Here is an 11,144-nt window from a genome sequence, read left to right as displayed (position 1 = left end):
CTCTCCATCAAAGGTCTGAACCCTGACACGGCCCGGTGAAAAACACCCCTGCCGCCCCCGCGGAACGCGGAGGGTCGGGGCGAAACCCGGGCCCATCAAAGGAACCCCGAAGCCGCGGTCCCGCTGTACGGGACGGCTTCTCGGGGCCAAAACAAACATGGCACAAAGAATAAACACGCGCTGTTGAGTTCTCAAGAAGCGACCGCTCATCCGGTACAAGCCCCGGCCCCGCCAATGAAGCGGGCCCGCTCAGACTCTATCCCAAGAGACGGAATCTCCCAGCGGATCCTTCGACCGCGTCACCCGGAAACATGTTCCGGCGTCCGCGATCCCGCATCCGCGTTCTGTTGTGTCTCCACGTTAACAGGACTCCCGCAAACCGCCAACTCGGCGAATTCGAACTCGTCCCGCCAAACGCTGCGACGGTTCCGGTACTTTCGCTTTTCGGAATGCGTCACCGCACGCGGTCCCGCTTCCGAAACAAGTCCACACACTCAACCGCCGACATATCGGCCGTTTCGATGGAGACTCTGGCAAGTACCGGAGCGCGTCCGCCGTTGCGTCCGCGCCGTCCGTGTGTCGGACCGGGCCGACCGCCCATCCCGAAGGATGTTCGGCTCTCGGCTTCCCTGCTCTCTCCAGGCTACTAGCTCACGACGACCGCCGCGAACGGATCCTCCGAAGAGTACGGACCCGGTCTGCGGCGACCGCCGACTCTCGCCGGCACCGGATCGCCGGACACACCGTATCCGCGTCAGCTCTCGATCCTAACCACGGATCCGCCGCGACACCAAACCGGAGCCGGTGGCCGACTTCCCGCCCGGACACCGGCGACGGGGACGCGCAGGGCCGCGACGTCGCGGCCCTGCGGTCACAGAAGCTCGCCCAGCCTCGCCGCGAGCCTGCGGAACGCGGTACCGCGGTGGCTGATGGTGTTCTTCTCCTCGGCGCTCATCTCGGCCGTGGTACGGCTCTCGCCGTCGGGGACGAAGACGGGGTCGTAGCCGAAGCCGCCGGTCCCCCGGCGCTCGCCGACGATCCGTCCGCGCATGACGCCCTCGACGACCTCCTCGACCTCGTCCTCGGGCCGGGGAGCGGAGCCCAGCGGGACCACGAGGGCCGCGGCGGCCACGAACTCCGCGCCGCGCCGCGCCTCGGGGGTGTCGGCGAGCTGGTCCAGGACGAGGTCGAGATTGGCCTCGTCCTTGTGTCCCGAGCGCGTGCCGAAGCGCCCGGACCAGCGGGCCGACAGCACACCCGGCATCCCGTTGAGCGCGTCGACGCGAAGCCCCGAGTCGTCGGCCACCGCCGCAAGCCCGGTGTGAGCGGCGACCGCCCGAGCCTTCAGCAGCGCATTGCCGGCGAAGGTCGCTTCGGTCTCCGCGACCTCCGGCGCGTCCGGATAGTCCCCGAGGCCGACCACGTCCGCGTCAAGACCCGCCTCACCCAGGATCGCCCGCATCTCCGGCAGCTTCTTGGTGTTGTGGGTGGCCAGCACCACCGTGATGCGGTCGCTCATCCCGCCAGGGCCTTCTTCTGGATCTCGGTCAACTCGCCGCAGCCGGACACGGCCAGGTCGAGCAGGCTGTCGAGCTTGGCGCGGTCGAAGGGCGCACCCTCCGCCGTGCCCTGCACCTCGACGAAGTCGCCGTCACCGGTCACCACGACGTTCATGTCGGTCTGGGCGACGGAGTCCTCCAGATAGTTCAGGTCCAGGCGCGGCTGGTCCTGGATGACGCCGACGCTGATCGCCGACACCGACCCCTTCAGCGGGTTGTTCTTCAGGTTGCGCTTCTTGCGCAGGTACTTGAAGGCGTCGGCCAGCGCCACGTAGGCCCCGGTGATCGCCGCCGTGCGGGTGCCGCCGTCGGCCTGGAGCACGTCGCAGTCCAGCGTCACCGTGTGCTCGCCCATCGCCTTGAAGTCGACCACGGCGCGCAGGGAGCGCCCCACGAGTCGGGAGATCTCATGGGTGCGGCCGCCGATCTTCCCCTTCACCGATTCGCGGGCGCCGCGGGTGTCGGTCGAGCGGGGCAGCATCGCGTACTCCGCGGTGACCCAGCCCTCTCCGGTGCCGCGCCGCCAGCGCGGGACACCGTCCTCGACGCTGGCCGCGCAGAGCACGCGGGTGTCGCCGAATTCGATGAGCGCGGAGCCTTCCGCATGCCGCAGCCAGTTGCGGGTGATCGTCACGGGGCGAAGTTGGTTCGGAGCGCGTCCGTCTGGTCGTGCCATGCGCGAAAGCTTATCCGGGTGTTCCGACGGACGCGCCGCTCCGTCCCACACTCATGGTGCGTGCGGACGAGGTATCCCTTGGCTTACGGTCGCGCCGGCGCGCACCGGTGGACGTCCCGAAGGTGACACCATGGGAGGCGCCGACGCGGTCTCTCACCGCGGGCGGCCCGAGCACCGCTGGATGGTAGCTGGATGGTAGAAGGTCACCACGCGATGAGCATCGTTCCGAGAAGGGTGTACCGGGCGCGCTGGGCGGTCGGCGCGGCCGCCCTCGCGCTGGCCGCCACAGGCTGCGCGCCCGACTCCGACGCGTCCGCGGAGGAGTCGCCCTCGCCCAGCGGGTCCGTGTCCGCCCCGGGCTGGGCGGCCGTCGGCGGCGAGGCGGTGACCGGTCCCACCGTCTCGCCCAGCGCCTCCGAGAGCGCGGTCGAGGATCGCCGCGTCGACCCGCTTGCGCTCCCGGCGTCGTGCGAGGCCACCGGCATCGAACAGGACGCCTCCCGCGTTCTCGGGCAGCTGGAGAGCCCGGAGTTCACCGAAGTGCGCACGGACACCCGGCTGGAGTGCTCCTGGGCGGGATTCGATCCGGCCGAGGGCAGCGAGGTGGTCATGGTGACCTTCGCGCCCGAGAAGAGCCTGGTGGCCTACCCCGGCCACGTGCCGGTGAAGGCCCAGCGGCGCGACGACTTCTTCACCACCGACGCGGTGGCCTCGATGGGCGGGGTCGCCCAGTGGGACACCGGCGAGATGTTCTCCGGGGTCAAGCTGCACCTGCCGGGGATGCTGATCTCCACCACGAGCAACACGCCGCGGGTCGAGACCGGCGACCTGCTGCGCGCGGCCACCGCGACCGCCCGGGACCTCACCGGCGGCACCGTGCCCCAGGGCACGGGCGAGCCGTCTCCGCCGACGCCGGCCCCCGAACCGACCGCGCAGGCCGACGGGGACACCACCGCCGAACCGCGGGACTGACTCCCGGACGGCCTCGCCGAAAGGTCGAGCGGCGCGGACCCGGCGCCTACGCCGGGTTGAGGGCGGCCCTGCCCACCTCGTAGACGGCGCCGGAACGCGCGACGTCGATGGGTCCGTCGAAGGTGCTGCGCGCCTCGGCGAGTGTGCAGTCGTCGTCGTTCCAGGGCACCAGGTGGGTCAGCACCAGCCGCCGCGCCGCCGCGCGGCGCGCGTGCTCCCCCGCTTCGCTGCCGGTCAGGTGCATGTCCTTGGGGTGTTCGCAGTGGTCGTGGAAGGACGCCTCGCACAGGAAGAGGTCGGACCCGGCGGCGAGGTCGACCAGCTCGTCGCAGGCGCCGGTGTCGCCGCTGTAGGCGAGGCTGCTGCCGCCGTGCTCCAGGCGGATGCCGAACGCGTCGACGGGGTGGTTCACCCGGCCCAGGCGCGCGGTCATCGGGCCGATGGAGATCTCGCCGGGAGCGAGCTCGCGGAAGTCGAAGGTCTCGCGCATGCCCGGGTCGGGCTCCAGCCCGTAGGCCTCGGCCATGCGGTCGGCCACCCCGGGCGGCCCGTAGACGGGGATGGGCGGTTTGGGGCCGCCGCGCGGATAGGTGCGGGCGACCCAGTAGGAGCACAGGTCGAAGCAGTGGTCGGCGTGCAGGTGGCTGAGGTAGACGGCGTCGATGCGGTAGATGTCGACGTGGCGCTGCAGCACGCCGAGCGCTCCGTTGCCCATGTCCAGCAGGAGCCGGAACCCGTCGGCCTCCACCAGGTAGCAGGAAGCAGGGCTGGCCGGGCCGGGGAAGCTTCCCGACGAGCCGATGATGGTGAGTCGCACGGTGCATTGCCTTTTCGCTGGGGTGCCTCCGCGGAGACGCACACGTGAAGCCGGTGTATCGCGAGGTGGGCCCCTGCGTGTTCTCCGTGTTACGGGTCTACCCCAATGACCGCACCGGTGGTACCAAATGTGGTCCGAGTCTCACGCGTGTTGAATCACATGTGACGACTTCACACATCGCAACGAGCGCCGTTCTCCCCGCGCACAGCCTGATGCGGGAGCCGGTCAGCGTCCACCTCGAGCGAGCTGGCGACTCTGCGCGACGAGGGTTCCCTTCACGTCCCACACGTCGACGGTCTCGTCGAACCAGCCGTCGTTGACCGCGTCGGCACGTGCCCGGAACGTCAGCGGGCCGGGCTGGGGGACGCCGCGCATATGCCAGGTCAGCTCGACCGTGGGAGCCCAGCGCCACGTGCCGAAGACGGTGACCACCGGCGGCAGCGCGTCAACGGCCAGCGGGAGGAAGAGGGCGGGGTCGTCGGTGCCGGGACCGCCGTCCTCCTCGCTCAGGTGGACGTAGCCGCAGAGCTCGGGCACCGGGGACTCCTCGCGGCCGCGCAGCCGCTGCCAGGACTCCTCGGTGTAGAACTGGGCGACGCGGTGGGTGAAGGCGGGGGCGTTCTCCACGCCGGCGCGGGGGTCGTACCGGCGGCACCGGGACATCGGCGGCAGCTGCGGCGCAGCGACCGCGTAGTCGGGGACCGCTCCCTCGGCGACCTCGGACGTGGCGATGGTCCCGGTCACACACGCCTTGCCCTCCTGGCGCAGCGTGACGCGGACGGTGGCGACGGTGCGCCCGGCCTTGAGGACCTCCGCGTCGACCTCGGCGGCGCCGGCCGAGGCTGGGCGCATGAAGTGGAACGACGACGAGACGGCGTGGGGGTGGGGGGACGCCTCCAGCGCCGCGCGCTGCAGCACGGCCATCAGGTAGCCGCCGTTCATCGCCTTGCCGATGAGGTAGCCGGGGTCGAGCTCGGCGGTGTAGCGGCCGTCGGAGGCGGCGGTCACCGCGGTGGCGGAATCGAATCGCGTCATGGTGACATTGAACCGAACGGCGTTCCGGCGCCTGCACTCGCCCCTGCTCGCGGCCGGTGCGGACCGGCTCGTGTGCGGCGCGGGCTCCCGGTTGAGTGCCGGGAGCCCGCCGGCGCGTCCGAACGCGGCGGTGCGCCGCGCGATCCGGGCGCTAGGCCCAGAGCTGGCCTTCGATGCGCTGCTCGGCCTGCTCCAGCGTGCCCTCGTAGGCGCCGGTGGAGAGGTATTTCCATCCCGCGTCGGCGATCACGAACGCGATGTCGGCCTCCTCGCCGACTTTGGCGGCCTTGGCCGCCATGCCCATCGCCGCGTGCAGGGCGCCGCCGGTGGAGATTCCAGCGAAGATGCCCTCGTTCTCCAGCAGCTCGCGGGTGCGCTTCAGCGCGGCGTCGGAGGGCACCGAGAAGCGGGTGGTCAGCACGGACTCGTCGTAGAGCTCGGGTACGAACCCTTCGTCGAGGTTGCGCAGCCCGTAGACCAGCTCGCCGTAGCGGGGCTCGGCGGCCACGATCTTGACACCGGGCCGCTGCTCGCGCAGGTAGCGGCCGATGCCCATGAGCGTTCCGGTGGTGCCCAGTCCGGCCACGAAGTGCGTGATCTCCGGCAGGTCGGCCAGCAGCTCGGGCCCGGTGGTCTCGTAGTGGGCGCGGGCGTTGGCCGGGTTGCCGTACTGGTAGAGCATCACCCAGTCGGGGTGCTCGGCCGCCATCCCCTTGGCCACTCGCACGGCTTCGTTGGAGCCGCCCCGGGCCGGCGAGTAGTGGATCTCGGCGCCCCACATCGCCAGCAGCTGGCGCCGCTCCTCCGAGGTGTTCTCGGGCATCACGCAGACCATGCGGTAACCGCGCAGCTTGGCGACCATGGCCAGGGAGATGCCGGTGTTGCCGGAGGTCGGCTCCAGGATGGTGCAGCCGGGGGACAGCAGTCCGTCCTTCTCGGCCTGCTCGATCATGTAGAAGGCGGCCCGGTCCTTGATCGAGCCGGTGGGATTGCGGTCTTCCAGCTTGGCCCACAGCCGCACACCCGGCGCCGGCGAAAGCCGGGGCAGCCCCACCAACGGGGTGCCGCCCAGGGAGTCCAGCAGGGAGTCGAATCGCATCGCGGCGGTCAGCGCATGCCGCCCGCGACCGCGGGCAGGATCGTCACGGTGTCGCCGTCGGCGACCGGGGACTCCAGACCGCCCAGGAAGCGGACGTCCTCGTCGTTGAGGTAGACGTTGATGAACCGGCGCAGCTTGCCGTTCTCGACGAGGCGCTCCTGCAGGCCGGGGTGGCGCTTGTCGAGGTCGGTGATGAGCTCGCCGAGAGAGGAGCCCTCGCCCTCGACCGCCTTCGCGTCGCCGGTCAGGTTGCGCAGGATGGTGGGGATGCGGACCTCGATGGCCATGAGAGTTCTCCGTAGCGTGTGGACGTCTGCGTCTGTGTGGTGTCGCGGGGGTTCGGACGCCGGCCGCACCGCCCGCGGGGACCGCGCGCGGGCGCGCACTCCTCTGCCTAGGATTCCAACAGGCGGGGCTCACCGCTGATTCCGTGCGGCGGCCGCCGTCCTGGACCCGCCCGGGCGCGATCGGCGCCCGGTCCCCGGCGCGCCACCGCCGCGCTACCGGGCGGGCTCGCCCTCGGCGACTTCCACCGGCTCCTCGGTCACCACCCCGTCGACGATGCGGTAGGAGCGGAACTCCTCGGTCTCGGGGTCGCGCGTGGAGACCAGCACGTAGTGGGCGTTGGGCTCGGAGGCGTAGGAGATGTCGGTGCGCGAGGGGTAGGCCTCGGTGGCGGTGTGGGAGTGGTAGACGACCACTGGCTCCTCGTCGCGGTCGTCCATCTCCCGCCACACCTTCAGCTGCTCCTTGGAGTCGAAACGGTAGAACGTCGGGGAGCGTTCGGCGTTGGCCATCTCGATGAACCGCTCGGGCCGGTCGGTGCCCTCCGGGCCGGCGACGACGCCGCACGCCTCGTCGGGGTGGTCGCGGCGCGCATGGGCGACGATCCGATCGTAGATCGCGCGGTTGATCCTCAGCATGGGGCTCAGCCTAACCGAGGAAATTTCCCTACCCACCCGCTGGGTATGGCTTGTCGCCCGCCGCTCACTCCCCCTCGCGCCGCACGTCGGACAGCGCCTCGACCAGGCTTTCCTGCAGCATCCCCAGCCAGTCGTACAGGTGCAGTGCGGCGGCCTCGGACTCGGGCGCCACGTCCTCGCCGCGCAGGTAGGCGTGGTGCGCCTCCTCGTCGATGCCCAGCCTGGTCCCCAACGCCAGACGCACGTCGTTCAGCGACTTCAGCCAGGCGTGGGCGCCGCCGGAGTCCAGCTCGACACGCCCGCCGCCGCCCGCGGGCAGCTCCTCGATGAGCGACCGGGCGTTCGCGCGCTTGTTCAGGCGCAGCCCGTCCTCGGTGAAGCGCCGGAAGTCGGCGGAGGACGAGGGATCGGCGTCGCCTCCGCTGTAGGCGTCGGGGAACAGCCGCGCGAGCACCGGGTCCTCGGGTGTCTCGGTGCTGGCGCCGATGCCGACGATGCGCTCGAACTCGCCCTTCTCGGGCGGTTCTTCGACCAGCTCCAGGACGAGCCCGGCCATGGCCCGCAGGATCTCGGTCTCGTCGGCGTCGAGGTCGACGGCCACGCCGCCGCCCACGGCGCGGAAGCCTCGTGTCATATGGCGGTCCCTCCCGTCGCCCGCGCTGCTACTTGTCCTGCTGCAGGGTGGCCCACAGGCCGTACTCGTGCAGTGTGGCGACGTCGCGCTCCATCTCCTCGCGGCTGCCGCTGGAGACCACGGCCCGCCCCTTGTAGTGCACGTCCAGCATCAGCTTGTGCGCCGTGCTCTTGGGGTAGCCGAAGACGGTCTGGAAGACGTAGGTGACGTAGGACATCAGGTTCACCGGGTCGTTCCAGACGATCGTCACCCACGGGAGGTCCGGTGCCGCGTCCTCCTCGGTCTCCGGGCGCTCGAGCTCGACCGGTGCCGTACTCATGGATGGTTCTCCTGCCTCGACTCCGCCGCTGCCGGCCGCCCATCGGGGGCTCGCCGCCGCGGGGCGCTCCCCGCTCTGGCGCAACGTACGGGCAGCGCCGCGGGTTTCCGGCCCCCGCCTCCATGGTGCCACTGTTGGCGGCCGGATCTGGTGGGCAGTGTCATAGCAGGTGACCCATTTTGATACCGATAGTCACAAACTAGGCTGGTCCGCTATGACCGACGATGCGAGCAGCGCGCTCCTCACCGACCGGTACGAGCTGACGATGCTGCAAGGGGCCCTGCACAGCGGGGCCGCGAACCGGCGGACGGTGTTCGAGATGTTCGCCCGCCGACTGCCCGAGAACCGCGGCTACGGCGTCGTGGCCGGTACCGGCCGCTTCCTCGACGCCCTGGAGCGCTTCCGGTTCGACTCCGCGGCGCTGGACTACCTCGCCGGCGCGGGCGGGCTGGACGACACCACCCTCTCCTGGCTCGCCGACTACCGCTTCTCCGGCGACGTCTGGGGCTACGGCGAGGGCGAGGCCTACTTCCCCGGGTCGCCGATCCTGGTGGTCGAGGGCACGTTCGCCGAGTCGGTGCTGCTGGAGACCGTGGCACTGTCGATCTACAACCACGACAGCGCCATCGCCTCGGCGGCCTCGCGCATGTCCCTGGCGGCCGGCGACCGGCCCATGATCGAGATGGGCTCGCGCCGCACCCACGAGATGTCGGCGGTGGCGGCCGCGCGGGCCGCCTACATGACGGGGTTCTCCTCGACCTCCAACCTGGAGGCGGGCCGCCGCTTCGGCGTGCCCACCGCAGGCACCAGCGCGCACTCCTTCGTGCTCGTGCACGACACCGAGCGCGAGGCGTTCGAGGCCCAGCTGCGCGCCCTTGGCGGCGACACCACGCTGCTGGTGGACACCTACGACGTGGAGGAGGCGGTGCGCACTGCCGTCGAGCTGGGCGGGTCCGGCCTAGGCGGGGTGCGTGTGGACTCCGGCGACCTCAGCAGCGCCGCGTTCCGGGTGCGCCGGCAGCTGGACGATCTGGGCGCGCCGAAGAGCCGCGTCATCGTCACCGGTGACCTCGACGAGCACGCGATCCAGGCGCTCGCAGTGGCCCCGGTCGACGGCTACGGCGTCGGTACCGCGCTGGTCACCGGCTCCGGGGCGCCCACGGCGTCCCTGGTCTACAAGCTCGTGGCCCGCTCCGAGCACGGCACCGGTGAGCTGGAGCCGGTCGCGAAGCGGTCGGTCGGCAAGCCCAGCAAGGGCGGGCGCAAGTGGGCGTCGCGCCGGCTGGACGAGTCGGGGGTGGCCGCCGCCGAGATCGTGCACGGCAAGGAGCCGCAGGGGGATCCGCGGCTGCGGCCGCTGCTGCGGCGGCTTGTCGCCGACGGCGAGGTCGTGGGGCGCGAACCGATCGACGAGGCGCGTGAGCGCCACTCCCGCTCCATCGCCGAGCTGCCCGAGACCGTTCACCGCATGCATCGGGCCGAGCCCGTCATTGCGACCCGGTTCGAGCAGCCGGAACTGGCCTGAGCCCGGCGCTCCGCCGGGCGGATAGAGAACGGAGACCGAAATGCGGGCATTGATCGTCGTCGACGTGCAGAACGACTTCTGCGAGGGCGGCAGTCTGGCCGTGTCCGGCGGCGCCTCGGTCGCGGCCGCCGTGTCGCGCCACATCGCCGAGCACCGCGGCGAGTACGCGGGGATCGCCGCCACCCGCGACCACCACATCGACCCCGGCCCCCACTTCTCCGACGACCCCGACTTCGTCGACAGCTGGCCGCCGCACTGCGTGGCCGGCACCCCCGGCGCCGAGTTCCACCCCCGGTTCGAGGGCGGCGAGGTCGACGCGGTGTTCCGCAAGGGGCAGTACAGCTCGGGCTACAGCGGATTCGAGGGGGAGTCCGACGACGGGCGGAGCCTGGAGGCGTGGCTGCGCGACCGCGGCGCCCTCGCCGTCGACGTCGTGGGCATCGCCACCGACCACTGCGTGCGCGCGACGGCGCTGGACTCGGCCCGGGCCGGGTTCGACACCCGGGTGCTGCTCGGGCTGACCGCGGGCGTCTCACGCGCGGGGACCGACGCGGCCCGGGCCCGGATGGCCGAGCAGGGGGTGCGCCTGGAGGGCGAGCCCGTAGTGGCGGCCTGACGGCCGGTGAGCGTCGCCCCGCGGGGCGACGCCCGCCCGGCGGTCGGCGTGCCCGGCGACGCCGGGGGCCGGGCGGTGCGCGCCCGCCTCCGGACTCAGTGCCGCGGCTCGGCGGTGAACAGGTAGTTGCGGTGGCCCTCCCGCACGCGGTCGACCGGGCGCCAGGCGCCCGCGACCCACACGCTCATGCGGTAGCCCAGGCCGGCCAGGCGCTCGACGACGTCGGTGGCGCGCGCGCCGTACTTCGCCAGATGGCGGTCCTCGATCTCCAGCAGCAGTGCCGGGCGGTGGTCGCGCAGTGTCCGCCGCCCCCCGTCGAGCACCCGCAGCTCGGCCCCCTCGACGTCGGCCTTGACGAAGTCGATCCGATCGAGCCCGGCCCCCTCGACCAGAGCGTCCAGTGTCGTGACGCGTGTGGCGACCGCGCGCTCGCCGGCGAACTCGACGTTGGGGCCCACCCCTTCGGCACCGGTGGTCAGAAAGGCGCGGCCGTGCACGGGCAGGCCGCGGCGCAGCGGCAAGCTCAGCGCGCCCGGCCCTTCGTCGGCGCCGACGGCGCCGCGGACGACGCATACGTGGCCCGCCCCGAGCGCGCGCACCGCCGAGCGCAGGAACGCGGCGGGCCCGGGCAGCGGCTCGACGGCGAGGACCCGGCCGCCGGGACCGGCGAGATCGGCCAGCGTACACGTGTACAGCCCGTACTCGGCGCCGATGTCCAGGCACACGTGGCCGGGACGGACGATCTCGGCGAGCCCGGCGACCTCGCGCTCGATGAAGAACGCGTACGGAGCCAGGCCGCGCAGCGCGGCACCCGCCGCCCGTACCGCAGGCGGGCCGGACGGGGCTGCGGAGCCGCGGCTCCGGCGTGCGTCGGGGTCCATGCGTCCTCACTCGCGGCCGGGTCGTCTCCTCACCCGCCGCGCGGGCGGGACGGGCCCATGCTAGTGCGGCCCCCCTTACTACCAGGGC

Annotated in this window: 13 protein-coding genes; 3 read left to right on the top strand and 10 right to left on the bottom strand. The window is 71.8% G+C overall.

Annotation, left to right across the window (positions count from 1 at the left end; all coding sequences use genetic code 11):
- Window positions 1-871: 871 nt before the first annotated feature.
- Together rdgB and rph are read right to left on the bottom strand one after the other, a co-directional pair.
- Window positions 872-1,519 (bottom strand): RdgB/HAM1 family non-canonical purine NTP pyrophosphatase, encoded by a 648-nt coding sequence (rdgB, locus tag RM446_RS06535; RefSeq protein WP_311544220.1) that lies wholly within the window; start codon window positions 1,517-1,519, stop codon window positions 872-874.
- Entirely contained in the window at window positions 1,516-2,193 is a 678-nt protein-coding gene (rph, locus tag RM446_RS06530) for a ribonuclease PH (RefSeq protein ID WP_398694596.1), read from the bottom strand. Before rph ends, rdgB begins: the two co-directional genes overlap by 4 nt.
- Window positions 2,194-2,448: 255 nt before the next feature.
- Between rph and RM446_RS06525 the strand changes: the two genes are divergently transcribed.
- A complete protein-coding gene (locus RM446_RS06525) occupies window positions 2,449-3,207 on the top strand; it encodes a hypothetical protein (RefSeq protein ID WP_311544218.1) in 759 nt (252 codons plus the stop codon).
- 46 nt (window positions 3,208-3,253) lie between these two features.
- Here the strand turns inward: RM446_RS06525 and RM446_RS06520 are convergent, their stop codons facing one another.
- From RM446_RS06520 to clpS, 7 genes are all read right to left on the bottom strand, one after another.
- A complete protein-coding gene (locus RM446_RS06520; RefSeq protein ID WP_311544217.1) occupies window positions 3,254-4,024 on the bottom strand; it encodes an MBL fold metallo-hydrolase in 771 nt (256 codons plus the stop codon).
- 225 nt (window positions 4,025-4,249) lie between these two features.
- Window positions 4,250-5,059: a thioesterase family protein gene (locus RM446_RS06515; RefSeq protein ID WP_311544216.1), complete on the bottom strand. Its 810-nt coding sequence runs from the start codon at window positions 5,057-5,059 to the stop codon at window positions 4,250-4,252.
- A 151-nt stretch (window positions 5,060-5,210) separates the two neighbouring features.
- Entirely contained in the window at window positions 5,211-6,158 is a 948-nt protein-coding gene (locus RM446_RS06510) for a PLP-dependent cysteine synthase family protein (protein ID WP_311544215.1), read from the bottom strand.
- Between the two features lie 8 nt (window positions 6,159-6,166).
- A complete protein-coding gene (locus RM446_RS06505; protein WP_311544214.1) occupies window positions 6,167-6,445 on the bottom strand; it encodes a MoaD/ThiS family protein in 279 nt (92 codons plus the stop codon).
- A 213-nt stretch (window positions 6,446-6,658) separates the two neighbouring features.
- Window positions 6,659-7,081: a M67 family metallopeptidase gene (locus RM446_RS06500; protein WP_311544213.1), complete on the bottom strand. Its 423-nt coding sequence runs from the start codon at window positions 7,079-7,081 to the stop codon at window positions 6,659-6,661.
- A 64-nt stretch (window positions 7,082-7,145) separates the two neighbouring features.
- Window positions 7,146-7,715 (bottom strand): DUF2017 domain-containing protein, encoded by a 570-nt coding sequence (locus RM446_RS06495; RefSeq protein ID WP_311544212.1) that lies wholly within the window; start codon window positions 7,713-7,715, stop codon window positions 7,146-7,148.
- Between the two features lie 28 nt (window positions 7,716-7,743).
- Window positions 7,744-8,034 carry an ATP-dependent Clp protease adapter ClpS gene (gene clpS / locus RM446_RS06490; RefSeq protein WP_311544211.1) on the bottom strand — a complete coding sequence of 97 codons (291 nt, stop codon included), beginning with the start codon at window positions 8,032-8,034 and terminating at the stop codon, window positions 7,744-7,746.
- 214 nt (window positions 8,035-8,248) lie between these two features.
- Between clpS and RM446_RS06485 the strand changes: the two genes are divergently transcribed.
- Together RM446_RS06485 and RM446_RS06480 are read left to right on the top strand one after the other, a co-directional pair.
- Window positions 8,249-9,559, top strand: coding sequence for a nicotinate phosphoribosyltransferase (locus RM446_RS06485; RefSeq protein WP_311544210.1), 1,311 nt, complete (start codon window positions 8,249-8,251; stop codon window positions 9,557-9,559).
- Between the two features lie 40 nt (window positions 9,560-9,599).
- Window positions 9,600-10,175 (top strand): isochorismatase family protein, encoded by a 576-nt coding sequence (locus tag RM446_RS06480; RefSeq protein WP_311544209.1) that lies wholly within the window; start codon window positions 9,600-9,602, stop codon window positions 10,173-10,175.
- A 95-nt stretch (window positions 10,176-10,270) separates the two neighbouring features.
- Here RM446_RS06480 and RM446_RS06475 read toward each other — a convergent pair whose 3' ends face one another.
- Window positions 10,271-11,056 carry an FkbM family methyltransferase gene (locus RM446_RS06475; RefSeq protein ID WP_311544208.1) on the bottom strand — a complete coding sequence of 262 codons (786 nt, stop codon included), beginning with the start codon at window positions 11,054-11,056 and terminating at the stop codon, window positions 10,271-10,273.
- Window positions 11,057-11,144 lie beyond the last annotated feature (88 nt).

This window comes from Streptomonospora wellingtoniae (genome assembly GCF_031845375.1).
GTDB lineage: Bacteria > Actinomycetota > Actinomycetes > Streptosporangiales > Streptosporangiaceae > Streptomonospora > Streptomonospora wellingtoniae.
This window is presented reverse-complemented; position numbering and strand designations above follow the sequence as displayed.